Raw genomic sequence first — 24,107 nt, forward strand, 5'->3', positions numbered from 1 at the left:
AAGTACATCTAAAAAATAATGTGAAATTAAAAACCTATAAAAAACAAAATCAGAATAGAAAAATTCCTACTCTGATTTAATTATATTTGGGTAATAAACCTAGTCAACCTTTTTCAGGACTAGTCATTAATTACTGACCTAAGAAACAAAACGTAATTAAAAACGAGATTATATTGAAAAATCACAATGTGTCCGTTTTAATAGAGGGCTTATTAATTTTATATTAATTTTTTCTTCTCTGAAATTCTGTCGCACTGAGCGAAGTCGAAATGTTATATTATTTTCAATCAGGATTATTTGTTAGTCTTTACCTTTCTGTTATTAGTAAGACAGCCGGAAATTAAAATGTATTACATTAAGCCATAAAAAAATGCCCGCAAAAATAATTGCAGACATTTTTTATAATTCAAAAGACTGAGTATCTTTTACTTATATTTTAAAGGGTATTTCACATTTTTAAGATCATCGATACTTGCTTTCAGTGACCCTACGGCCAGTTCGGCCTGCAAAAGCATTGGAATATGGTTGGCGTCATTGGTAACCCACATCGTTACCCCTTCTTTTTCTTTAAAAACCCTTCCGCTTTTTACAGACGGGATAATTTTCAGACAGTTAATAGTCCCGAACTTGGTTTTAAGATCTTCTGCTCCTGTCACTTTCAGCTGAAAAGGAAACATTTCATCATCAATCCATACATTCATATTGATCACTGTTCCTACCTTGAGTTCACTTGTACTTTTGCTTCTCAGGTAATAAAAGCAGGAAAGCATATCCTGAACCCCTTTTACAGATTTAACTACCTTAGAGCCGTTGGCAGGAGTCTTTTTATCCGTTAAGATCAGCGTGTGATTATTATGGTTGAAAACAGTTTCAAAATGCTGACGATAGCTTCCTTCACGTACATTCCTTACATAAAAGCTAGGCAGCCCTGTTTCTATATTAATGAAGCTTTCATATAAATCTTCTACCTTGAAAAAGGCTTTTACAGCTCCTGTAGTCTTTCCTGTACCTTTAACATACAGATGGGGGGTACCCATATAGTTGGTCTTTTTGGCAGTAAGATTGGCAGTTCCGGCATTCAGGATTCCATAGTGGATTCTGAATGTAATAGACTCACCGTCAGAAATATTGTCGATCTGAGCATAGCTCATCAGGAACATCAATATTGCAAAAAGATTTAAAATTTTCTTCATGGTATGAAATTTAACAAAAACATTGCCAAATTTAAGATTCTTAGCTATTTACAGAGATTTGATAAATCTCAGGTTTTTATTTAGAATCAATTAAATATGCTTCGCATTAAAATTAGTAAATTTGCAGATACATGTATAATTAAATTATCTTATTATGATAACCACTGATATATTGATCATAGGAGCCGGACCTACCGGGCTTTTCGCTGTTTTTGAAGCAGGTTTATTAAAAATGAAGTGCCATATTATTGATGCGCTTCCGCAGCCGGGAGGACAGCTAGCAGAGCTTTATCCGAAAAAACCTATTTTCGATATTCCGGGATATCCTTCAGTGAATGCCGGAGAATTAGTAGATAATTTGATGGAACAGATCAAGCAGTTCCAGCCTGGATTTACTTTGGGAGAAACTGCAGTTTCTTATACGAAGGTTGATGACGAATGGTTTGAAGTGATCACGAACAAAGGAACGGTTCACAGATGTAAAGCTATTGCCATTGCCGGTGGATTGGGAACTTTTGAGCCCAGAAAACCTACTTTTGAAAATGTGGCTGACTATGAGGAGATGGGTCTTGAATATTTTGTTAAAGAGCCTGAACATTTCAGAAACAAAAGAGTAGTAATTGCCGGTGGTGGAGATTCTGCTCTCGACTGGAGCGTTTTCCTTTCCAATGTTGCCAGTGAGGTTACTTTGATCCACAGAAGAAATGAATTCAGAGGTGCTTTGGATTCTGTAGAGAAAGTTCAGGATCTTAAGAACCAGGGAAAAATTAAACTAATTACCCCTGCTGAAGTTACCGGGATCAAAGGTGACGGAAAAGTAGAAGCGATCACGGTAGAGATTGAAGGACAGGAAGCTTTCGATATCGAAACGGATTATTTCATTCCTTTATTCGGACTGACTCCAAAATTGGGTGAGATCGGAAACTGGGGACTGAATATTGAGAAAAATGCTATCGTTGTAAATAATGCACTTGATTATCAGACGAATATTGACGGAATCTATGCAATCGGCGATATCAATACGTATCCTGGAAAACTGAAGCTGATCCTTTGCGGGTTCCACGAAGCTACTTTAATGTGTCAGAGTGTTTACAACAGACTGAACCCGGGTAAGAAATTTGTCCTTAAATATACAACAGTAAGCGGGGTAGACGGATTTGACGGCAGCCGTAAGGAAGCAGAAAAGGCAGTTGTGAAAAAAATTGACTAATTTTGTATTATTATGTCAGATATTAATATAAAGATCACGGATCGGGAGGGGGTAACCCATGATGTTGTAGCACCTACAGATATGTCTATGAACCTGATGGAGATCATCCGCTCTTATGAACTGGCGGAAGAAGGGACCATTGGGGTATGCGGAGGAATGGCGATGTGTGCCTCATGTCAGGTATATGTGATCAGTGATCCGGGCCTTGAACCCATGGGCGATGAAGAAGATGCCATGCTGGCGGAAGCTTACCACGTAAAAGGCAACAGCAGACTGGGTTGTCAGCTGCATATGATGGATGCTATGGAAGGTCTTGAAGTGGAGATTGCTCCTTATCCTTAGAAAATATTAAATTTAATTAATATAAAAAACCGCCTGGAATTTCCGGGCGGTTTTGTGTATGTCAAAAACAATCATTTAATCGATTATTATTTAAACTTCATCCTTCGAAATCCATTTTCCCACAGTAGGTGCCTGATAACTCCTCATTTTTTCCAAAAGCTCATTAATATTTCCACTCATCAAAAGCATATCACGGTTTACCTGCTTTAAAAATCCCTTATCAACCATCGTTTGAACCAGTCTTATTAAATCATCATAAAACCCATCAATATTCAAAATCCCAATTGGCTTTTTATGAAGTCCCAGCTGTGCCCAGGTGATCATTTCAAAGAACTCCTCCAGGGTTCCGTAGCCGCCGGGAAGAACAATCACGCCATCACAGAGATCATTCATCTTCGTTTTTCTTTCGTGCATGGTTTCTACAAGGATAAGTTCCGACAGATTTTTATGGGCAATTTCCTTAGACTGCAGAAAGTGGGGGAGAACTCCAACGACTTTTCCTTTTTCATTTAAAGCTCCGTCCGCAACAGCTCCCATTAAACCTACATCTGCACCGCCATATATGAGTTGAATGTCTTGTTTTGCCAACGTTTGTCCCAAAAGGAAAGCTTGTTCTTTAAAAATATCATCTGTGCCGAAACTTGAACCGCAGAACACTGTTATACTTTTCATGTTATTTGCAAAAATCAATTAAATAATTTCTAACTTCAAAATCGGTTAAATTCCCAGCCTTTCTGAAGCTGTTACATGCCTGCTCATTTTTTCCAACAGCAAGATATGAAATTCCTAACTTAATATATCCGTCATGAAATCTTGAAATGAAGCGATTGTCTTTAATTTGTAAATTATCGAGTTTACTAAGCTTTTCAATTGCTTTTTCAAATTGGTTATTATTATAATATTCAAAGCCATCTCCAATAATATGGTATAATTTTTTTTCTGATTCGTCTTTCAGGTCTTTAAAAAATTTTAAAAAATGTCTTTCGTCGGTTATTAGCATGTTTACTCCATAATAATTTTCGAAATACTTTTCTGCCTGCATCAATGCTTGAACAAATTGCGTATCATATTGTGGAGTAAGTTTGTCAAGTATTTTAATATTTCTAATCTTATTATCTTTGGTTAGAATATATTCTATTTTAAAATACAGGTCATTCATATCCTTTGAATCCCCATGAGTCATACGTAAGTTTATAAAGTCTTCAAGGCTTTTTTCATTATTAAATATTGGATGAACTACCTGATTAGCCATCAATAAACTATCATTACCTCTAATTTCAAATTTCGGTTTAAATTCCGGATATTTTTTTACAAAATCTTCTTCTTTTAATAATAATGATATCTCATTTCCTTCTTGTAATACCAGATAATTATCTTCAAACCAATATTTAAAAGTGCGATTTTCAAGACTTATCTTGTCATTATAAAAATTTGCTTTAAACTTTTGATTATACAGAACTAATTCATCTTGATTAATTTTGTAAAAAAGCCTAAAGGAATACCTGGAATTATTTATTTCTAAATTTTTCCCATTAGACAGCACAATTTTATCTAAAATCCATTCACCTCTTAGTTTATGAGATTGAGAGTAAATTTTAATACAAGTTATCAGGTAAAATATAAGTAATATTCTTTTCATCATATATTTAAAAATTAAAAATATCCAAAATCATACGACTTTGGATATTCAATATAGCAATTTTATCTTCTTATTTTAAAGGAATATTCGCTAAAATTTCTTTGGTGAAATTCCAGAATTTCTGAGCAGAAGGAATATTGGCTTTTTCATCCGGAGAATGCGCTCCTCTGATGGTAGGCCCGAAACTTACCATTTCCATTTCTGGATAATTGGCCCCGATAATCCCGCATTCCAGTCCTGCGTGGCAAGCTACCACATGAGGTTTCTCACCGAATTTTTCTGTGTAGATTTTTTCCATCAGCTGTACGATCTCAGAACCAGGTTTTGGTTTCCATCCAGGATAAGAACCACTGAATTCAACATTCATTCCGGCTAATTCTGCAACGGATTTTAACTGTTCTGCTACTGAATATTTAGATGAATCTACAGATGATCTGGTCAGGTTTAAAATTTTAAGCTCGCCGCCTTTTACTTCCACTCTCGCCACGTTGTTGGAGGCCTCCACAAGATCTTTTACGTCCGGGCTCATTCTGTAAACACCGTTGTGAAGAGATTTTAAAGTAAGAATAATCTTCCTGGAATCTTCCCCGGAAACTGCTTTGTCAGAAGTTGTGGAATTTTCAATATTGATGTGGAGACCAGGTTCTACCGTAGCAAACTCTTCTAAAATTTCTTTTTTCAGAATTGTAGCGGTTTCTATAAATTCCTGAGCATTTCTCACAGAAATAAGTGCTGTAGCTTCTCTCGGAATTGCATTTCTCAATCCGCCGCCGTCTACAGATACCAATTGAATATTCTGATTCGCTAAACCGCTGTAAAGAAGTCTTCCTAAAATAATATTGGAATTTCCGAAACCTTTGTGAATGTCCATTCCTGAATGTCCTCCCTGCAGGCCTTTCACTTCAATTCTTATGATCTGTCCTTTTGCTGCTTCTGTTCCATAATTTTGAGTAATGGTTACATCTACACCACCGGCACAGCCAATATCAATTTCATCATCCTCTTCCGTATCAAGGTTCAATAGGATTTCTCCACTCAGTTGTCCCGGTTTTAAACCTAACGCACCTGTCATTCCTGTCTCTTCATCAATCGTAAAAAGTGCTTCCATAGCAGGATGTGGAATATCTGAACTTTCAAGGATTGACATAATGGTAGCCACTCCTAAGCCGTTATCAGCACCCAGAGTTGTTCCTTTTGCCTTCACCCAATCTCCATCTACCTCCATTTTGATGCCTTCTGTATCGAAATCAAAATTAACATCGCTGTTCTTCTGGCATACCATATCCAGATGCGACTGAAGAACAATAGATTTACGGTTTTCCATACCCGCAGTGGCGGGTTTTCTGATGATCACGTTTCCTACTTCATCTACCGTAGTTTCCAATCCTAAATTTTCACCAAATTCTTTGATGAAAGCAATGACTCTTTCTTCTTTTTTAGACGGTCTTGGAACTGCATTTAATTTGGAGAAATTCTTCCAGATAATCTGCGGTTCTATGTTAGATAATTCCATGAAATTTTATTTTTATCAAAATTACAAAATAAAAAATGCTTCCGTGAATCCGGAAGCATTTTTATAAGGTGTACAGAGTAGATTTATTTTTTACCCTATTGTTTTTTTTAACATCCGCATTCCCCATAAATAGGAATTGTTTCTACACTACCATCCGGTTTTTCAATCGTCAGGGTACCTTCGAATAATAAAGCCTCTTCGCTTTTTATTTTTTTTCCTTTCACAGAGATCTTGTAGTTGTCGCTTTCAATTTCTTTCGTCAGTTCCTCATCAACCTCCATATCACTTGAAGAAATAAGATTCATGGCTAATCTTTTACCGTCAAGTTTCATATAGGCTGTTTTTCCGGCATCGTCAGCGTAGATGTATTTTTCTGCTTCAAAATCAGCTTTATTTCTTGCAAAATAGCATGAGCATTCTTTGATTTCTTTTGGAAAAGGAATGATGTCAACCTGTATTTTTCCGGATGCTGTTCCTGTTTTGGCAGAATCCTTTGCCATAGTTAAAGAATCTGTTGAAGCACTGTCCTTAACGGTTTCTTTGTCTTTTTTACAGGCGGTCAAAAGAAGTGCTGAAAAGAAAATGATTAGATATTTCATTGTTTGTGGTTTTTTACGTTTAACCTCTTGCTCTTTCCAGAAGAACCATCATCAGTAATGATAAGATCACTAAACTTTCGTCTTCGTCATCAATATCGATCACTCTGTCAAGCTGGAATCTTCTTCCGAAGAATGAAGGCATTTTTTTAAGTTTAAAATATTCCTTTCCGTCGATACCTCTTACAGTATAAGCCGGGTTCAGAAAATATCCTGTAAACATTCCTATAATTGGAATCTCACTCACCATTCCGTCAAAGAACTTTGTCCATGCATTATCCTCTGCAACCGTGAATTTAGGTTGGTCGTTTGAATCCAGGATGTCATAAGTGGATTTCCAGAGTGAACGCATCCCTTTTCTTGCCAGTCTTCCGTAATTTTTGTTATCGGTAAGGTCATTTAAAGAATAAGACGCATTGAAATCGATCCATTGATTGGCTTTGATTCTGAAAAGCTCCTTAGATTTACTTTCGTCATTGAAAACAATAACATCTTCCTTCAGTTTGAACATTTTCTGACGAACATACGCTACATAGTTTCCGTCTTTGTCAGTGATATTGAAGTCACTTGATAAAGTAGAGATTTTGAATTTAAAATCCAGTGGATAATTTAGGTTTTTAAGTACCATTAGTTTATTTTTTTCATATTAGAACCCCAAAGATAGAGGTTTTTTTAGAATGTTGAGGGCAATATTTCAGACATGAGACTTTAGCTTAAGGCTGGAAAATGTCAATGGTGAATTTTGCTTTGCAAGGAAGGGCAATGAGTGAACCGAGATGTAAGAGTCAAGAATCAAGATGGCAGATATAAGATTTCAGGCATATGTACTGGGGCTTCGGGAGTCTCACCCCCAAAGCTTAAATCACATCCTGGAGCACGCCCCTGAAACTTATAATTCCCCAACATTAAAACCTTAAAATCTCCGATTCACCAACTCATCAACCCCTTCAATTCTCAACAATATTCCTTATTTTTGTACCTATGGATTACCCTAGTAAAGTTTTAGCAAAAGCCGTAGACGAAATTTCAGGACTGCCCGGAATCGGGAGAAAAACAGCTTTGAGGTTGGCATTGCATCTGTTAAAACAGCCCAGTTCCAGAGCGGTAGGTCTTGGGAACTCATTAATCAACCTTGTTAACGAAATAAAATACTGTAAAGAATGTCATAATTTTTCAGATTTTGATGTTTGTGAGATCTGCAGCAATGAAAAAAGAAACAGCGAACTGATTTGCATCGTTGAAGATGTGCGCGATGTAATTGCCATTGAAAATACAGGAAAGTTCACGGGAAAATATCTCATCTTAGGAGGGAAAATATCACCGATGGAAGGCGTTGGACCCAACCAGCTGAATATACCGAGTATTGAAAGAAAAGTAAATGAGGGCGGGGTAAAAGAATTTATTTTCGCGTTAAGTGCCACAATGGAAGGGGATACCACGGCTTACTATATTTACAAAAAATTTAAAAACTTTAATGTCAGTTTTTCAAGCATTGCCAGAGGAATCTCAGTGGGAGACGAGCTGGAATATGCAGATGAAGTATCTTTAGGGAGATCTATTATTAACAGGTTGCCATACAACGAAAAGGATTAAATATGAGGCTGTCGATAATTATTGTTAATTATAATGTGACCAGGCTGCTGAGAAACTGTCTTCTGTCTATCCAGAAATATACGGAAGGGGAAAATTATGAAGTAATTGTAATAGATAATGCATCTACTGACACTTCCTGGAGTGATCTCATTCCGGAATTTCCGAAGGTACATTTTATATCCTCCGAGCATAATGAAGGTTTTGCTGTTGCCAATAATAAAGCGATAAAAACAGCAGCCGGAGAATATGTTCTTCTTTTGAATCCGGATACCGAACTGGAAGGATATTATATGAAAGATATTCTGGATTTTGCTGATTCCAAGCCGGATTTCGGATGCCTCGGAATAAAGATGCATGATGCAGAGGGAAATTTTCTGCCTGAAAGTAAACGTTCCGTACCGGATATGTTCAATTCTTTTGAAAAACTGTTTACGAACTTTAAGAGAAGCAATTCAAAATCCTATTACAGAAGCGATATTGATGAAAATGCAGTGACAGAAGTAGATGTAGTTACCGGAGCTTTTTTACTGATCAGAAGAGAGATCTACGAAAAACTTGGAGGTCTGGATGAAGCATATTTTATGTACGGAGAAGACATTGATCTTTGCTATACGCTGTTAAGAAGCGGTTACAAAAACTATTATTACGGAAAGGCTTCCCTTCTTCATCATAAAGGAGAAAGTACCATTAAGGATGAGGTGTACCTTGACCGGTTTTACGGGGCTATGCAGATCTTTATTGATAAATACTACAGAGAGTCCAAACCGATGCAGTATTCATTTTTAAAAGCAGGATTGAGACTTCGCCACAAGATAGAGAAGATCAAGCTAAAATAAAAAAGCAGTTCAATTTGAACTGCTTTTGTTTATATAAGATAGGTCTGTTATTATTTTGCCGGAGCTACAGGTGCCTGAGCCGGAGTAGTGGTAGTAGCTGCCGGAGTAGATTGTTTAGCCGGAGCCGTCGTTTCTTTTTTCACTGGCTGCTGCTGTGTAGGAGCTGCTGTGGTAGGCTTACCTGTAATTACAACGCTTATAAGGATAAGAACGATGATTACTGCGCCCAGAGTCCATGTTGCTTTTTCCATGAAATCATTGGTTCTCTGTACTCCGAACTGTGCAGGTGATGCACCTCCGAAAGTACTGGAAAGGCCTCCTCCTTTAGGATTTTGAGCCATAACGATGATTACCAATAAGATGCTGGCAATCATAACAAGAACCATCAATAGTGTAAATATAGTATCCATTAATTCTGATATCTTTTTGAATGGGCAAATTTAATCTTTTTTTACTGAATGGCAAAGAAGATCACGGTAAATGTTATTAAAAATAAAAACGGCAGCGCCTGCTGCCGTTTTTTCTATAAAAAAGACTATTCTTTATTTAAAATCAGAATCTTTAGCCTGGTTCACTTCATATGATTTCACATTCATTACCATATCCATACCCATTTGATTTATGGAGATGGTATGTGGCATCTTCACACCATTTACATCCTTGTAATTAGAGAAAGTGGTAGGGATGGTTACTTCCTGTCCCTGCGCTTTTGCAGTTCTGGTTTCCCCTGTTTTTAATCCTGTAGCTACACTGTAGTAATAGGTTACATTATGACCTTTTACAGCATAAGAATCTTCGCCACCGATTTTTTCAATTCCGGTCACTTTGTAATCTGAAGATTTTGCAAAACCTAATTCTTCAAATAATTCAGTGTTTTTCTGTTTTTCAGCAACTTGTTCCGGTTTCATAGGTGTTTTCTGACCCATTTGCTCAGAATATCCCTGCTTTCCGTCGAAAACCTGCTTTTGAACAACCTGTCCCATGGCAGAAACTGATGTCAGTTCTTTTCCGCCCTGAGCTTTTATAATTTTAAAATCAATATTCTGTCCCTGCATAGACATTGAAGCGTTCATGGTGTAAGAAGAGATTTTCGCAAGATTTGCTTTTCCTCCGATGGCAGTGATGTATTTATCAGCGATAGAAGCGACATTTACATTGACATCCACTTTTTGTGCCGTCGGTTTTGCTACCGGATTAGCTTCTTTATCGTAATATTTTACAGGATAACCCAGTTTTTCAAGCCCTTCAGAAATATCAGCGGCTTTACCGGCGATGAAAATTCTGCTTTGATTGGGTAAAATGGTAGATTTTACTGCATTGGAGATATCAGCGGCAGTTACTTTATCAATTGATTTTAAATAATTGGTATAAAAATCAGATGGAAGATCCTGCACCTTTTGGTTTAAAGCAAATTTGGCAATCGTTTCCGGCTTCTCCAGAGACATGATGAAAGATCCTTTCAGTTTAGCCTTGGCATTTTCCAGTTCTTCAGGCTTTACGGTAGAAATAGCATTAAGTTCATTCATAAATTCCTTAACCGCTTTATCCGTAACTTCATTTCTCACACTTGCATCAGCTGAAAAATCAGAAGAATATTTACCGGCGTTCATACTCGAATAAGCACCGTAAGTAAATCCGTTCTTTTCACGAAGGTTCATGAAAAGCCTTGCTTCACCGCCACCGCCTAAGATATAGTTGGCCATTGTAGCAGCAAAATAGTTCGGGTCCTTCATTTTTAGATTGTTCAGGTTGTTCACCGAAACCACAGACTGGACAGCAGAAGGGACATCTACTACATTAATCTCTGTTTTGGCAAGGTTAGAAGCCTGCTCCAGAGGTGCTGCTGGGGTATTGGCCTTTTTCCATCCGCTGAAAGCTTTCTCAACCAATGATTTTACCTTGTCAAATTTCACATCACCCACAATCACTAAATAAGCATTGTCGGGAGCGTAATATTTTTTATAAACGTTTTGTACGTCAGCTAACTGGATTTTATTGATGGTTTCTACGGTTTCAAATTCACCTCTGGCTGTATTTTTACCATACATTAGTGCATTGGAAACTTTAGAAGCGATAGAAGAAGCATTTTTCTCTTCAGATTTCAATCCTTCTACCGCTCTTTCTTTTGAGTTTTGAATTTCTTCCGCAGAAAATTTAGGATTAATGATCGCATCTGCCATTAAGCCCAATACTTCAGGGAAATATTTTGAAAGAGAGTTGGCAAAAGCACCGTTGGAAGAAAAGCTTACATTGGCTCCCAGGTAATCTACTTTTTTGTTAAAGTCATCTTTGCTCAGATTGGTTGTTCCGTTTTCGAACTGCTCAGCCATGATAGAACTTACTCCAGCTACACTTCCTTCAAGAAAAGGTGGTCTGTCCATAGAAAGGGTAGTGTTTACTCTCGGCAGTTTATTATTTTCCACAACCATTACCGTAAGGCCGTTGCTCAGTTGGAAAGTTTTTGGTTTTGCAATGTTGATGGCAGGAGTGGGTCCCGGCTTCGGCATTGCATTAAGATCAATTTTTTGTGCTGAAATCGTTCCTGCGAATAAAAACGCTGCAGCTATATATGTTAATTGCTTTTTCATTTGTAAAAATTTAATTTTTAATAATCATATTCAAACCTGAGTTTTAAATGATTACTTTTTTTCAGGAACGTAATTAATGATTACTCTTTGATTAGAATTCAGATATTTCTTAGCTGCGTTCTGCAGGTCCTGTCTTGTGATCGATCTGTAGATGTCGATTTCCTTATTGATCAGGTTGGTATCACCCATCAGTACATGATTGGTTGCTAATGAAGCCGCAATGCCCTGAATACTTGAGTTGGCATTTACAAACTGATTCTCATACTGGTTCTGAAGTTTCTGATAATCCTCTTCAGAGATCAGGCCTGTCTGCAGTTTTTTGATTTCTGCATCAATATCAGACTGTAAAGTCTGCTTTGTCGTCTGACCCATCGGGATGGCGAAGAATGCGAAAATACTGTAATCTTCAAGCCCCTGATTGAAAGCCTGTACAGCAAGTGCTTTTTTCTCCTGATCAACTAATTTTTTGTATAAAACTGAAGATTTACCATTGCTCAGATAAGATGAAAGCATATCAAGAACATAAGCGTCTTTTTCCTTATTGGACGGAGTTCTGTATGCGAAAATATAGGCAGGAAGCTGAATGTTCGGGTCTGTAGCTGTTACCTCTTTTTCCTGAGTAATAGGAGCATCTTTCGGGAAATCTTTCGGATAAAGGGTTCCTTTTTGAATTCCTCCGTAATATTCCTGGATCCATTTCTTAGTCTGCTCAGGCTTGATATCTCCTGCCACCACTAATGTCGCATTGTTCGGAACATAATATTTTTTATAAAATGCCTGGAACTCTTCCAGCTTTGCAGAGTTAAGATCTTCCATAGAACCAATCGTAGGCCAGTTGTACGGGTGATTGGTAAATAAATTCTTCTGAATTGTAGGGAAAAGATTTCCATAAGGCTGGTTGTCCATTCTTAATCTTTTTTCCTCTTTTACAACCTCTCTCTGAGTATCTACTCCCACCTGGTTTATCAAAGCATGACGCATTCTTTCGGCTTCCATCCAAAGACCAAGCTGCTCGTTATTCGAAGGGAATGTTTCATAGTAATACGTTCGGTCATTCGTAGTGTTCGCATTATTTTGTCCTCCGTTTGAAGAAACTATCTTGAACCAGTCACCTCTTTTGATATTGGGTGTTCCCTCAAATAAAAGATGTTCGAAAAAATGGGCAAAACCTGTTCTTCCCTTTACTTCATCCTTTGCTCCTACATGATACATGACCCCAGTAGTGACTACCGGTGCAGAATTGTCCTGGTGCAGAATTACGTGAAGACCGTTTGGCAGGTCATACTCTTCGAATTTAATTTGCTGTGCATTCAGGATCATTCCGAAGAAAGATGCTGCTGCAACAGAAAGAAGTCGCTTTTTCATAAAGTAGAAATTGTTTTGGATGTATTAGTAGGGAAAACACAGTATTTGTTACAGAATTACTCTACTTTTTTGTAAACTGTAATATAACCAATAGAAAACCGTAAATGGACAGCGTGAAAACTTTATTAATTAAAACTGCCTGAACCCTGAAGGAAAGCCTGTCCAATTTTTTACTTTCTATAAATTAAGCTCATAATTTGAATTGTCCTTTGAATACATTAATTTTGTGTTCCCAAATTTTTTTGCAGTATGGATTATCTGAAAGGACTCAATGAATCACAATATGAAGCCGTTACCTCTCTACAGGGACCTTTGATGGTACTTGCAGGAGCAGGTTCCGGAAAAACGCGTGTGCTTACCATGCGTATTGCCCATCTGATCCACAACGGAGTGGACCCTTTCAATATTCTGGCACTGACATTTACCAATAAAGCCGCCCGCGAAATGAAAGACCGTATCGCAAAAGTGGTAGGGGACAGCAACGCAAGAAGCTTATGGATGGGAACTTTCCACTCAGTTTTTGCAAGAATCCTGAGAATTGAAGGCCATTATCTGGGCTATCCTTCCAATTTTACGATCTATGACCAGCAGGATGCTCTGAATGTCATCAGAAAAGTTCTCAAAGACATGAATATTGATGCCGATCTTTACAAACCTAAAAAAGTTCAGGCAAGAATTTCGACATACAAAAACAATCTGATTACGGTAAAAGCGTATTTCAACAATCCTGAACTCATGGAAGCTGATGAAAAAGCCAATATGAAATTCATCGGGAAAATCTACCAGAAATATGTGGAGGCATGTTTCAAAAACGGTGCAATGGATTTTGATGATTTACTGCTGAAAACCAATGAATTACTGACCCGTTTTCCGGAGGTATTGGCCAAATATCAGGACAGATTCAGATATATCATGGTAGATGAGTACCAGGATACCAACCATTCCCAGTATCTTATTGTTAAAGCACTGGCTTCAAAATTTGAGAATATCTGTGTGGTAGGGGATGACGCCCAGTCTATTTATTCTTTCCGTGGTGCGAACATTTATAATATCTTAAACTTTAAGAAAGATTATCCTGATGCGATAACGGTTTCTCTGGAGCAGAATTACCGCTCGACTCAAAATATTGTGAATGCAGCCAATGTTGTGATCGCGAAAAACTTGCAGCAGTTTAAAAAGAATGTTTTCAGTGACAATGAAGAAGGGGACAAGATCAAAATATACCGCTCACTTTCCGATGCTGATGAAGCGAATTTTGTGGCCGGAAATATCTGGGAACTCCGAAATACTGACCAGAGAAAGTACAGTGATTTTGCTATTTTATACAGAACCAATTCACAGACCAGAGCATTTGAAGATGCGCTGAGACGTAAAAATATTCCGTACAAGGTTTACGGAGGACTTTCTTTCTATCAGAGAAAGGAGGTGAAAGACCTTATTGCCTATCTGCGTCTTCTGGTCAATGAAAATGATTCAGAAGCACTGATGAGGATCATCAACTATCCCACAAGAGGAATTGGAGAAACCACACAGAATAAGCTGATTGTTTTTGCGGATTCCCATAATGTAAGCATTTCACAGGTACTGGGTAATCTGCCGATGTACGCTCCACAGTTGGGCTTAAACAATGGTGTTTTGACCAAGCTGAATGATTTCTGGTCCATGATCAAAGCTTTCCAGGTATTGCTGAAAACGGATACTGCTTACAGTGTTGCTATGGAAGTTGCCAAACGCAGCGGACTGATTAAATTCTTAAAAGACGACCAGACTCCTGAAGGAATTTCCAGGGTAGAAAACGTGCAGGAATTGATGAACTCGATGCAGGGATTCATTGAAGAGCAGATGCAGCTGGAAGACGGAGATCCGAGCCTTCCGAACTTCCTTGAAAATATTGCCCTTTCTGCTGATACTCAGGATAAGAATACAGATGAAGATATGGTTTCTTTAATGACCATTCACCTTTCCAAAGGTCTTGAATTCCCGGTGGTACATCTTGTGGGTCTTGAGGAAAACCTTTTCCCGAGCTTTATGAGTTCTGCAACAAGGGAAGATCTGGAAGAAGAAAGACGTTTATTTTATGTGGCACTGACAAGAGCTGAAAAACAGGTGTTTTTCTCTTATGCCGTTTCGCGTTTTCAGTGGGGAAAAATCACGGATGCAGAACCATCAAGATTCTTAAGCGAAATTGATGAAGAATATATTGAATTCCTGAATCCGGCTATGGAAAAGAGATTCATCAACAATACTGGAATCAAATCCAATATTTTTGATGAGCATCCTTCCGAACAGCGTTCTTTCAGAAAAGTTGAAAAGAAAACGATTGAAAAAGGAGACGGTTCAAAGCCTGCACAGGAAGTCAGAAAACTGAAGCCGGTAAGCACGGCAAAAATCATCAATCCAAGCGGGGCTTCTTCGCAGGATATTGAAGTAGGAGACAAAGTGAGACATGACCGTTTCGGAATCGGGGAAGTTTCTTTCCTGGATGGCACAGATCCCCAGAATATTAAGGCCAAGGTGATTTTCATTCATGAAGGAGAGAAAAACCTTATCCTGAAATATGCTAAACTAACGAAAATATAACGGTTTAATTTTTCAGTAAAAAGCTGTTCAGATACATAACGGATTCCATTTTGGAGTCCGTTTTTATTTTATTAACACAGATAACACAAAATGTTTTACACGAATGACACGATATCTTTGACGCTTATTGATGTTTGTGAAAGAATTTGCCATTTGTAATTAAATTCCACCCGTTATTTAACGCAAAGTTTTAGCCTCAAAAGCCTTAACTTTTAAGAGAAGCAAGACGACGGCTGTACCATTACGAAACTATCGGATCATACGTCCGCTTATTCGAATCAATCACTGATTGATTCTTTCTTTGCACGCTTAAAAACACATTCTTGAAATTAATCTTTGCGTTAAAAACCGGAAAGGTTCTGCACAGCGTAGACAATTATTTCCCAATAGAACAAAACTATCTTAAATTTTTGTAAAACAAAAGTCTATTGTTTTTGTAGACTAATAAAATTATTCTACATTTGCCACTCAAAAACATAAACTATAAATTGATGTAAGGGTATGAGCAATAAAAAGACTATTTTATCAGCTTCTGTTCTGTTTTTCCTCGGAACGTTTGCATTCGGGCAGGAAAAAGACAGTGTGAAAACCAATAATGTAGAAGAAGTCGTGGTGCTGGGCTCAAGAGCGGGTGCACGATCCAAAACAGACAGCCCTGTTCCTGTGGATGTCTTCAATATAAAAGAATCATCAGTAGTTCTTCCGCAGTCCAGTATAGGACAGATTCTTAATGCAATAGCACCTTCTTTCACCTCTACCATTCAGACCAATTCAGATGGGACAGACCATTTGGATCCGGCTCAGTTGAGAGGATTGGGCCCGGATCAGGTGCTGGTTTTGGTGAACGGAAAAAGAAGACATACCTCAGCATTGGTCAATGTCAACGGAACACCGGGGAGAGGAACGGTAGGAACCGATTTGAACTCCATCCCTTCATTTGCATTAAACAGGATTGAAGTGCTGCGAGATGGGGCTTCTGCACAATACGGATCTGATGCTATTGCAGGTGTAATCAACCTTGAGTTGAAAAAAGATATTGGTAAACTGACGGGTCAGGTAAGCTATGGCGGAAATTTAACTCCAACGGCCAATGACCATACAGGAGATTTTGACGGGCAGAATATTCAGGTGGACCTTAATTATGGGAATAAGATAGGAAATAAAGGTGGCTTTTATAACATCACCTGGTCTTCCCAGTTCAGAAATCCTACTTTCAGGGCCGGTGCCGAAAGCGGAGCAATTTATAATGCGTACAATGTGATTGAAAAACGGGCTCAGAATGATGGGGTAAACCTTTCTTCTCTCTTTTCAAATATTAACAATATTCCCAATTCTCAACAGCTTATTAATTATATTCATCAATATGCTCAAGGTGTAAGTTATTTTTCTCCGGATCTTCAGAATCAAATTCAGGGAGCTAATACCATTAGTGCTTTACAAGGACTTTTGAAGGGTGATTTTACCGATCAGGAACTGGCTTACAGAGGACTGAGCAGAAAAGATTTCAATATGCAGGTAGGGCAGTCTAAGCTGAATAACCATCAGCTTTTCGCTAATATTGAAGTTCCGGTTAATGACAACTGGAAAATATATTCTTTTGGCGGATACAGCTTCAGACATGGCAGTTCAGGAGGATTTTACAGAAAACCGAATCAGAGCAGAACATTTACAGGGCTGTATTCGGATGGTTATCTTCCCCAGATCGGAACGGATATTCAGGATCTGTCACTTTCAGCCGGAATAAAGGGAAACTGGGACGGCTGGAATATTGATTTCAGTAATACATTCGGGCAAAATTCATTTACCTATAATATCGGTAATACAGGAAATACTTCATTACGTTTTGCTTCGCCCGACGAGTTTGATGCAGGAGGTTTAAGGTTTTCTCAGAATACCATCAATCTGGATTTTTCTAAAAAGTATGACGTTTGGAATGGAATTAATGTGGCTTTTGGAGCAGAACACCGTTATGAGAATTTTAAAATAACACAGGGTGAGGAAGCTTCTTATACAACTTACGATGCAACAGGAAACGTGTGGAATAATACCAGTCCCAGAGCAACGGATTTCTTTGGAAATGCACTTCCCGGAGGATCGCAGGTTTTCGGGGGATTTAAGCCTGTTAATGTTGTCGATAAGAACAGACAGGCAGTAGCAACTTATGCAGATGTTGAATTCAATTTTACCAATTGGCTATTAGTAGATGCAGCAGCGAGATATGAAAACTATTCAGATTTTGGATCTACCTTCAATTATAAGCTGGCTTCAAGGATCAAAGTGGCTCCTGATTTTAATGTAAGACTGGCAGGTTCTACAGGGTTCAGGGCACCTTCCATCCATCAGATCTATTATAATGTGACGTCAACACTGTTTACAAACAGCCAGCTTCTGGACGTGGGAACATTCAGCAATGATTCAGCCATTGCAGGCTTACTGGAAATGCCGAAACTGAAGCAGGAAACTTCCAAATCTGCCAGCGTAGGATTTACCTACAGAATTCCTTCTGCAAGACTTACTTTTACCGCAGACGGGTATTTTACAAAAATCAACAACAGGATCATTCTTACGGACCAGTTCTTAAGATCAGATGTTCCGGCTGCAGCACAGGCTGCTTTTGATGAAGAAAGGGTTAATGGAGCACAATTCTTTACCAATGCCATTGATACAGAAACAAGAGGAATAGATGTAGTGATTTCCCATAATGCAAGATTTTCAGGAGTTAAGCTTGATAATAATTTTGCGGTTAATATCAGCGAGACCAAGAAAGTTGGGGATACCCACTCTTCAGGACTTTTACAGTCTCCGAACCTTGAGAAGATCTATTTTTCAGAAAAATCAAGAGTATATCTGGAAGAAGCCGTTCCAAGGGTAAAAGCAAGCTTATCGCATACACTTTCATGGAACAATGCAAGCCTCTATCTTAGAAACACCTATTTCGGAAAAGTAACTGGTGCAGATATTATTGATGCCAACGGTGACGGACTTACCGGGTTCAATGAGCATCAGCAGATCGGGGACAAGATCATTACCGATCTTTCACTGGCCTACCAGTTTACAAAAAATGTAGGACTGACTGTCGGAGTTAATAATCTTTTTGATATTTATCCTGATAAAAATCTGACGGCATCTACAAATAATGACCAGTTTATCTATTCCCGCTCAACTTCGCAGTTTGGGCAGAACGGACGATATGTGTTCACAAGACTTAATTTCAGTTTTTAAATAATTAATAATTAGTAAATGAAACAGTCCGGGTAATCCGGACTGTTTCTGTTTTATATGAATTATCTTGATCATCTTTCTACAAGCTCTTTTACGGGCTCTCCATAGTAATCAATCTCTGTTGTTTTGATCTGCAGAAGCTGGTACCATTTGATGAAAGCACCTATAAATACGATCAGCATCAGAATCATTGCGATTGCTGCCAAAGATGCCAGCAGATACTGTTCCTTCGGAAGGTAGATCGTTGTTACCTGGATATACCCGGCCCAAAAAGTGATTCCGGCCATAAATACCCCGGGAATGGCAGAGCACAAAGCATATTTCCCTCTTTTCATCCGGATCAGCATCGTTGTACAGACGATCAGTCCACAGGCTGCCAATAGCTGGTTGCTGATTCCAAACAGCGGCCAGATGCTGCTTACATTACCCGTAAAGACCAGATATCCCCATGCGAAAGTAAATAAAAGGCTGCTGATGATAATTCCGGGAACCCAGTTCTTATCATTGAATTTAGGAATAACTGAACCCAGCATTTCCTGCAAAAAGAAACGGCCTACTCTTGTTCCTGCATCAATGGCGGTAAGGATAAATACGGCTTCAAACATGATGGCGAAATTATACCAATATGCGGTCAGCTGGTCCATGTATGGGATCTTATTGAAAATATGAGCCATTCCTACAGCTAAAGATACAGCTCCGCCGGTTCTTCCGTGGAGTTCAATACCTATTTTTTGAGAATAGTAATCTATATCTACTCCGTGCAGTGATGGGTGTGCAGCAAGAAAAGCATCATAGGATTCTTTCGGAGTATTAATGGCAAAATAATCCCCGGGCATTAAAGTACATGCAGCAATTAAAGCCATTAAAGCCACAAAACCTTCCACAAGCATAGCGCCGTAGCCTACAAAAAGGATTTCTCTTTCTTTATTAAGCATTTTAGGAGTAGTTCCCGTTGCAATAACCGCATGGAAACCTGAAATAGCGCCACATGCAATAACAATGAAAATAAAAGGAAGTACCGGCCCGCCTATAACAGGTCCGCCACCATTCACAAATTCAGTGAGTGCAGGCATCTGGATTGTTGGGTGAATGACAATAACCCCTACAGCCAGCATGATGATCGTTCCTATTTTCAGATAGGTGGACAGGTAGTCTCTGGGTACCAGAAGCAGCCACACAGGAAGTACAGAAGCCAGAAAACCATACAGAGGTATAGCAATGGAAATTGTTTTTATATCCCACGAAAACAGGTTATTCATCGTTTCATTCTGCATCAGGCTATGACCTCCGATAATTCCTGCCACTAAAAGAATACCGCCTAAAATACTGGCAAAAAGCACACTGTTTTTTCTGTATCTCATGATAAGACCCATGATCACAGCGATAGGCATTGTGATCACAACGGTAAAAAGAGACCACGAGGCTTCATGCATCGCATTGATACAGGCGAGTGACAAACCAGCCAGTGTAAGAATCAGGATAAATAAAATGGCAAAACCGGCAACCGTTCCTGTTGCCTTACCTATTTCTTTAGAGGCAATAGTAGCCAGACTCTGTCCTTTATGCCGTACTGAAGCAAATAAAACCACCATATCATGTACGCCGCCACCAAGTACACATCCGATCAGGATCCATAATGCACCAGGCAAGTAACCGAACTGGGCAGCCAGTACAGGCCCGACTAAAGGTCCGGCAGCGGCAATAGCAGCAAAATGATGCCCGAAAAGCACATTTTTATTAGTCGCCACATAATCCTTACCGTCGGCAAATTCTACTGCCGGAGTAGTGTTTTTATCATTAAGCCGAAGTACTTTATTGGCAATGAAAATACCGTAAAAACGGTAGGCAATTGCAAAAACCAGTACCGAGACAAAAATCAGGGTGAGCGCATTGGTATTATTCAGAAAATCCATATCATCTGTTTTTTTAGAATGAATAATTAAAAATATCGGATATTTTGTTAAGAATAACCTAAACAAAAGCCAAGTTAATTATTTATTGATAAAAAATAATGAAATGTATAGTAATCTAGCAATTTTATAAATTATTATTTAAATTAATAATATATTATGCTGATTCTGAATATTTATCGGCTATTCTTTGTCGGGCCGTGTATATTATTTTGTTTGAGAAACGATAAAATCCACCATCTGGTCAGTAAGCCTGTCCATATAAGCTTTATCTGTCGTTCCGAAACCATGTACCCCGTTTTCTACAATGATCAGGTTATTCTGAATGTTTTCTCTTCTGAGTTTTCTGTGAAGCTTTCTGGACTGTTTAATAGGAACTACCTTATCCTTATTTCCCTGCACAATCAATGTAGGAACACCTCCCGGGACATAGGTTATAGGAGAAATGGTCTTGAAATAGTCTATGACTTTTCTTTTCTCTTTTTTGATGTCATAACCGGATAATCCCCTCACCAGATCCGTTCTGAGATCCACGATTTTTTTTGCTGCCAGTCCGAAAAAAAATACCGGAACTTTTCCAAGCCGCGTATGCAGCAGTTTGTTCATATCGGAAGGGCCGTAGTGGTTGATTACAAAATTTACTTTTGCAGAATACGAAGAAAGTTCCGGGCTTCCTGCAAATTCATTGTCCGGTGTATAGGCTGCAAGCATCGACAGGTGTGCCCCTGATGAAGTCCCAAAAAAACCAATATTGTCCGTGTCAAAACGATATCTGTCTGCATTCTTTCTTACCCATCTTACTGCATCTTTAGTGTCCTGCAGAGGGAGAGGAAAATGAATACTGTCATTCAGAAGTGTATAATCGATACTGATGACTGCATACTTTTTGTCCAGAAGTTTTGAAATAAATGTTTCAATATAGCTTCCGTCCCTTACTGTTTTATCACCTTTTACCCATGCTCCTCCGTGGACATAGATAACAACAGGTATTTTATCATTTGAACCGGTTTTCGGGATATAGATGTCCAGCGAAACAGGAATTCCTTTTGCATTGTTCTTATAGATAATATTCTCTGATACTGCCGATATTTTTGGCAGAAGACTGCTTTTTGGAGTTATTGGCTCAATTTGATTTTGTGAATAAATTAAACTAGATAATCCTAAAAAGATAACAAAAAACAGGTTTATTGAAAACCTGTAGATTGATATGTTGTTTAGTAATGATTTCATAGAATACTTTTTGTGGTGGTGTGTTATTTTACTAACTCCTCAAAAAGTTTACCAAACGTCTTTTCCAGGTCTTTGGATTTTCCCGGATGAGGTCTGGATGTCTGGACGGAAGAGCTTCTTACAGCTGTCAGCCATCGGAAACGTTCCGGAACATCCATCAGAGCGATGGGGCCTCCTTCCTTATCTCCGTTGGCGATTTTTTGAAAGCTTTCAAGATTCCGGATAATATCATCATAATCCAGTTTGCTGTGCATGAGACTGAATTTATCAGGACATAAGTAAAACTCCATACGGATAAACTTTTCCTTTTTGGAAAACATCACAAGGCCTATATTGAAAAATTCTTCTCTCTCAACTTTCGGTACCAGACGTATTACAGCGTATTCGTATATTTTATCCTCTTGCATTTTTAGCTTCGTTTACAAAGATTTGAGAATTTTCTAACCTGGTTTTCAGGAACTGGAAGTAGATCTCTCGGATCTCTTCAGGAGTTTCATCGGCATCATCCCAGTGGAGCCAGTCTTCAGGAATTAAATTGACAATTTCCCTGAACAGATTGTCATTCAATACTTCATGAGCAAACCGATCAGCTTCATCCAGCATTTTTGCTTTCGGGAGCAGTACATGATCTTTCACATATTTGAACGGAGTCTTTGCAGCCGTATCAAAATTCTGCCACGAATGATGGAAATAAAACGAAGCACCGTTATCAATAACCCAAAGTTCTTTATGCCACATCAAAAGATTGGTATTTTTAAAAGTACGGTCAATATTTGTAATGAAGGCATCCAGCCATACGATCTTGGAGGCCAGAAGAGGATCAATTTTTACTCCGGGATCATAGGTGATAGAACCCGAAAGATAATGCAGACCCAGATTCAGCCCTTCCGAAAATTTCAGTAAATCCTGAATTTCCTCATCCGCTTCTGTTCGTCCAAAATCAACGTCAAGATTAACAAATACCAGTTCAGGGATCTTCAGACCCAGAGCTTCCGTGATTTTGCCACCCAAGAGTTCGGAGATCAGCATCTTTACTCCGTGGCCTGCGCCCCGGAATTTCAGTACATATTTAAAGTCATCATCAGCTTCTGCCAAAGCAGGAAGAGATCCGCCCTCTCTTAAGGGCAGGATGTAACGTGTGACGGTTACCGTTCTTAAATCCAGCATACCGCAAAAATAAGGTTATTTTTATAACTATTTAATCAATTCCGGTACAGAAGATTAACTTTTCTCAGCTAAAAATTTTTCATTATATTTCGGTTAATGTGAATACTGCAAACAGCATTGCTATTTAAGAATCATAATTAATTTTATATGGAATTGATAAAAAAGCTTAATATAAAACTGGAAAATGCGGAAACCCGGGATTTTCTTGCCGATGCCATTTATCCTGAAACTGATAAAAAGCTGCCGTTAGTGATCTTTGTTCATGGGTACAAAGGCTATAAAGACTGGGGAGCCTGGAACCTGATGGCGGAAAAGTTTGCTGAAGCGGGCTTTTTCTTTGTAAAATTCAATTCATCCCATAACGGAACCACAGTTGAAGATCCACACAATTTTAGTGATCTGGAAGCTTTTGGGAACAATAATTATTCAAAAGAACTTTCCGATCTGGGAGTTGTGATCGACCAGTTTGTGAAAGATCCATATGTAGATGATCAAAGAATAATTCTGATAGGACACAGTAGAGGAGGAGGGATTTCCATTATCAAAACATTTGAAGATGAAAGAATCAACGGTCTTATTACACTGGCAAGTGTAGATACTTTAGAACGTTTTCCAAAGGATGAAGCTTTGGAAAGCTGGAGGAAGGAAGGCGTGTATTATGTGCTGAACGGAAGAACAAAACAGGAAATGCCACATTATTACCAGTTTTATGAAGACTTTGAAAAGAATGTTCACCGTTTTGATGTGGAAAGAGCTACGGAAATGGCCAAAGCTTTTGTGCTGATCATCCATGGAACTAATGACGAAAGTGTCAGTGTGAAGAATGCGGAACACCTTCATATTCTCAATCCTAACTCAGAACTGTTCTTAGTGGAAAATGCGGATCATACGTTCGGATCAAAAGAGCCCTGGACGGAAAAAGAGCTTCCTCACAGTCTGAATATTGTTACAGAAAAGTGTATTGATTTTATCAATGAAAATTTGAAATAAAAATTCAGCCTAAAATCTCCAACTAGCTCTGTGAGATTCGTGCAGTCAGTGAGAGTTATTAACGCAAAATTTTAAGATCTGAATGAATTATTTGAGCAAGCAAAGGAGTAATCAATAAGTTGATCTGATGAAG

Annotated in this window: 20 protein-coding genes; 7 read left to right on the forward strand and 13 right to left on the reverse strand. The window is 38.5% G+C overall.

Annotated elements, in window-relative coordinates; all coding sequences use genetic code 11:
- Positions 1–425 precede the first annotated feature (425 nt).
- Positions 426–1,193: a DUF3108 domain-containing protein gene (locus J4Q03_RS17130; RefSeq protein ID WP_426049336.1), complete on the reverse strand. Its 768-nt coding sequence runs from the start codon at positions 1,191–1,193 to the stop codon at positions 426–428.
- A 154-nt stretch (positions 1,194–1,347) separates the two neighbouring features.
- On the opposite strand from J4Q03_RS17130, the gene J4Q03_RS17135 reads away from it, so the two are divergent.
- Complete coding sequence (locus tag J4Q03_RS17135) at positions 1,348–2,403, forward strand: NAD(P)/FAD-dependent oxidoreductase (RefSeq protein WP_426049337.1); 1,056 nt, start codon at positions 1,348–1,350, stop codon at positions 2,401–2,403.
- Positions 2,404–2,415: 12 nt separating this feature from the next.
- Positions 2,416–2,745, forward strand: coding sequence for a ferredoxin (locus J4Q03_RS17140; RefSeq protein ID WP_426049338.1), 330 nt, complete (start codon positions 2,416–2,418; stop codon positions 2,743–2,745).
- Between the two features lie 90 nt (positions 2,746–2,835).
- Here the strand turns inward: J4Q03_RS17140 and J4Q03_RS17145 are convergent, their stop codons facing one another.
- The 5 genes from J4Q03_RS17145 to J4Q03_RS17165 all read right to left on the reverse strand — a co-directional run bounded on the left by J4Q03_RS17145 (position 2,836) and on the right by J4Q03_RS17165 (position 7,121).
- Positions 2,836–3,417 carry a TIGR00730 family Rossman fold protein gene (locus tag J4Q03_RS17145; RefSeq protein ID WP_426049339.1) on the reverse strand — a complete coding sequence of 194 codons (582 nt, stop codon included), beginning with the start codon at positions 3,415–3,417 and terminating at the stop codon, positions 2,836–2,838.
- Between the two features lies 1 nt (position 3,418).
- Entirely contained in the window at positions 3,419–4,387 is a 969-nt protein-coding gene (locus J4Q03_RS17150; protein ID WP_426049340.1) for a hypothetical protein, read from the reverse strand.
- 67 nt (positions 4,388–4,454) lie between these two features.
- A complete protein-coding gene (locus tag J4Q03_RS17155; protein ID WP_426049341.1) occupies positions 4,455–5,897 on the reverse strand; it encodes an aminoacyl-histidine dipeptidase in 1,443 nt (480 codons plus the stop codon).
- Positions 5,898–6,004: 107 nt separating this feature from the next.
- Positions 6,005–6,496: a hypothetical protein gene (locus J4Q03_RS17160; protein ID WP_426049342.1), complete on the reverse strand. Its 492-nt coding sequence runs from the start codon at positions 6,494–6,496 to the stop codon at positions 6,005–6,007.
- A 19-nt stretch (positions 6,497–6,515) separates the two neighbouring features.
- Positions 6,516–7,121, reverse strand: a complete 606-nt coding sequence (locus J4Q03_RS17165) for a hypothetical protein (RefSeq protein WP_426049343.1) — start codon at positions 7,119–7,121, stop codon at positions 6,516–6,518.
- Positions 7,122–7,474: 353 nt separating this feature from the next.
- Between J4Q03_RS17165 and recR the strand changes: the two genes are divergently transcribed.
- Positions 7,475–8,086, forward strand: a complete 612-nt coding sequence (recR, locus tag J4Q03_RS17170) for a recombination mediator RecR (protein WP_426049344.1) — start codon at positions 7,475–7,477, stop codon at positions 8,084–8,086.
- A gap of 2 nt (positions 8,087–8,088) precedes the next feature.
- The gene (locus tag J4Q03_RS17175) at positions 8,089–8,922 is read left to right on the forward strand and encodes a glycosyltransferase family 2 protein (protein ID WP_426049345.1); all 834 of its coding nucleotides are present in this window, start codon (positions 8,089–8,091) and stop codon (positions 8,920–8,922) included.
- Between the two features lie 50 nt (positions 8,923–8,972).
- Here J4Q03_RS17175 and secG read toward each other — a convergent pair whose 3' ends face one another.
- From secG to J4Q03_RS17190, 3 genes are all read right to left on the reverse strand, one after another.
- Positions 8,973–9,332 carry a preprotein translocase subunit SecG gene (secG, locus tag J4Q03_RS17180; RefSeq protein ID WP_426049346.1) on the reverse strand — a complete coding sequence of 120 codons (360 nt, stop codon included), beginning with the start codon at positions 9,330–9,332 and terminating at the stop codon, positions 8,973–8,975.
- Positions 9,333–9,464: 132 nt separating this feature from the next.
- Positions 9,465–11,510 carry a M16 family metallopeptidase gene (locus J4Q03_RS17185; RefSeq protein WP_426049347.1) on the reverse strand — a complete coding sequence of 682 codons (2,046 nt, stop codon included), beginning with the start codon at positions 11,508–11,510 and terminating at the stop codon, positions 9,465–9,467.
- A gap of 51 nt (positions 11,511–11,561) precedes the next feature.
- On the reverse strand, positions 11,562–12,875 hold the full coding sequence (locus tag J4Q03_RS17190) for a M16 family metallopeptidase (protein WP_426049348.1): 1,314 nt from the start codon (positions 12,873–12,875) through the stop codon (positions 11,562–11,564).
- A 249-nt stretch (positions 12,876–13,124) separates the two neighbouring features.
- On the opposite strand from J4Q03_RS17190, the gene J4Q03_RS17195 reads away from it, so the two are divergent.
- On the forward strand, positions 13,125–15,455 hold the full coding sequence (locus J4Q03_RS17195) for an ATP-dependent helicase (RefSeq protein WP_426049349.1): 2,331 nt from the start codon (positions 13,125–13,127) through the stop codon (positions 15,453–15,455).
- Between the two features lie 501 nt (positions 15,456–15,956).
- On the forward strand, positions 15,957–18,677 hold the full coding sequence (locus tag J4Q03_RS17200) for a TonB-dependent receptor plug domain-containing protein (RefSeq protein WP_426049350.1): 2,721 nt from the start codon (positions 15,957–15,959) through the stop codon (positions 18,675–18,677).
- 71 nt (positions 18,678–18,748) lie between these two features.
- Here the strand turns inward: J4Q03_RS17200 and J4Q03_RS17205 are convergent, their stop codons facing one another.
- The 4 genes from J4Q03_RS17205 to J4Q03_RS17220 all read right to left on the reverse strand — a co-directional run bounded on the left by J4Q03_RS17205 (position 18,749) and on the right by J4Q03_RS17220 (position 22,984).
- On the reverse strand, positions 18,749–20,590 hold the full coding sequence (locus J4Q03_RS17205; RefSeq protein WP_426049351.1) for a carbon starvation CstA family protein: 1,842 nt from the start codon (positions 20,588–20,590) through the stop codon (positions 18,749–18,751).
- 204 nt (positions 20,591–20,794) lie between these two features.
- Positions 20,795–21,817 (reverse strand): alpha/beta hydrolase fold domain-containing protein, encoded by a 1,023-nt coding sequence (locus J4Q03_RS17210; protein ID WP_426049352.1) that lies wholly within the window; start codon positions 21,815–21,817, stop codon positions 20,795–20,797.
- 23 nt (positions 21,818–21,840) lie between these two features.
- Positions 21,841–22,224, reverse strand: a complete 384-nt coding sequence (locus J4Q03_RS17215; RefSeq protein WP_426049353.1) for a DUF3037 domain-containing protein — start codon at positions 22,222–22,224, stop codon at positions 21,841–21,843.
- Positions 22,211–22,984, reverse strand: a complete 774-nt coding sequence (locus J4Q03_RS17220) for a HipA family kinase (protein WP_426049354.1) — start codon at positions 22,982–22,984, stop codon at positions 22,211–22,213. Before J4Q03_RS17220 ends, J4Q03_RS17215 begins: the two co-directional genes overlap by 14 nt.
- Positions 22,985–23,131: 147 nt before the next feature.
- On the opposite strand from J4Q03_RS17220, the gene J4Q03_RS17225 reads away from it, so the two are divergent.
- A complete protein-coding gene (locus J4Q03_RS17225) occupies positions 23,132–23,974 on the forward strand; it encodes an alpha/beta hydrolase family protein (protein ID WP_426049355.1) in 843 nt (280 codons plus the stop codon).
- The last annotated feature ends 133 nt before the right edge of the window (positions 23,975–24,107 follow it).

Source organism: Chryseobacterium sp. NFX27, assembly GCF_049887855.1.
Classification (GTDB): domain Bacteria; phylum Bacteroidota; class Bacteroidia; order Flavobacteriales; family Weeksellaceae; genus Chryseobacterium.

Excerpts from the sequence above, each read along its gene's own strand:
- J4Q03_RS17130 (WP_426049336.1), bottom strand. The coding sequence starts at position 1,193 with ATGAAGAAAATTTTAAATCTTTTTGCAATATTGATGTTCCTGATGAGC.
- J4Q03_RS17135 (WP_426049337.1), top strand. The coding sequence starts at position 1,348 with ATGATAACCACTGATATATTGATCATAGGAGCCGGACCTACCGGGCTT.
- J4Q03_RS17140 (WP_426049338.1), top strand. The coding sequence starts at position 2,416 with ATGTCAGATATTAATATAAAGATCACGGATCGGGAGGGGGTAACCCAT.
- J4Q03_RS17145 (WP_426049339.1), bottom strand. The coding sequence starts at position 3,417 with ATGAAAAGTATAACAGTGTTCTGCGGTTCAAGTTTCGGCACAGATGAT.
- J4Q03_RS17150 (WP_426049340.1), bottom strand. The coding sequence starts at position 4,387 with ATGATGAAAAGAATATTACTTATATTTTACCTGATAACTTGTATTAAA.
- J4Q03_RS17155 (WP_426049341.1), bottom strand. The coding sequence starts at position 5,897 with ATGGAATTATCTAACATAGAACCGCAGATTATCTGGAAGAATTTCTCC.
- J4Q03_RS17160 (WP_426049342.1), bottom strand. The coding sequence starts at position 6,496 with ATGAAATATCTAATCATTTTCTTTTCAGCACTTCTTTTGACCGCCTGT.
- J4Q03_RS17165 (WP_426049343.1), bottom strand. The coding sequence starts at position 7,121 with ATGGTACTTAAAAACCTAAATTATCCACTGGATTTTAAATTCAAAATC.
- recR (WP_426049344.1), top strand. The coding sequence starts at position 7,475 with ATGGATTACCCTAGTAAAGTTTTAGCAAAAGCCGTAGACGAAATTTCA.
- J4Q03_RS17175 (WP_426049345.1), top strand. The coding sequence starts at position 8,089 with ATGAGGCTGTCGATAATTATTGTTAATTATAATGTGACCAGGCTGCTG.
- secG (WP_426049346.1), bottom strand. The coding sequence starts at position 9,332 with ATGGATACTATATTTACACTATTGATGGTTCTTGTTATGATTGCCAGC.
- J4Q03_RS17185 (WP_426049347.1), bottom strand. The coding sequence starts at position 11,510 with ATGAAAAAGCAATTAACATATATAGCTGCAGCGTTTTTATTCGCAGGA.
- J4Q03_RS17190 (WP_426049348.1), bottom strand. The coding sequence starts at position 12,875 with ATGAAAAAGCGACTTCTTTCTGTTGCAGCAGCATCTTTCTTCGGAATG.
- J4Q03_RS17195 (WP_426049349.1), top strand. The coding sequence starts at position 13,125 with ATGGATTATCTGAAAGGACTCAATGAATCACAATATGAAGCCGTTACC.
- J4Q03_RS17200 (WP_426049350.1), top strand. The coding sequence starts at position 15,957 with ATGAGCAATAAAAAGACTATTTTATCAGCTTCTGTTCTGTTTTTCCTC.
- J4Q03_RS17205 (WP_426049351.1), bottom strand. The coding sequence starts at position 20,590 with ATGGATTTTCTGAATAATACCAATGCGCTCACCCTGATTTTTGTCTCG.
- J4Q03_RS17210 (WP_426049352.1), bottom strand. The coding sequence starts at position 21,817 with ATGAAATCATTACTAAACAACATATCAATCTACAGGTTTTCAATAAAC.
- J4Q03_RS17215 (WP_426049353.1), bottom strand. The coding sequence starts at position 22,224 with ATGCAAGAGGATAAAATATACGAATACGCTGTAATACGTCTGGTACCG.
- J4Q03_RS17220 (WP_426049354.1), bottom strand. The coding sequence starts at position 22,984 with ATGCTGGATTTAAGAACGGTAACCGTCACACGTTACATCCTGCCCTTA.
- J4Q03_RS17225 (WP_426049355.1), top strand. The coding sequence starts at position 23,132 with ATGGAATTGATAAAAAAGCTTAATATAAAACTGGAAAATGCGGAAACC.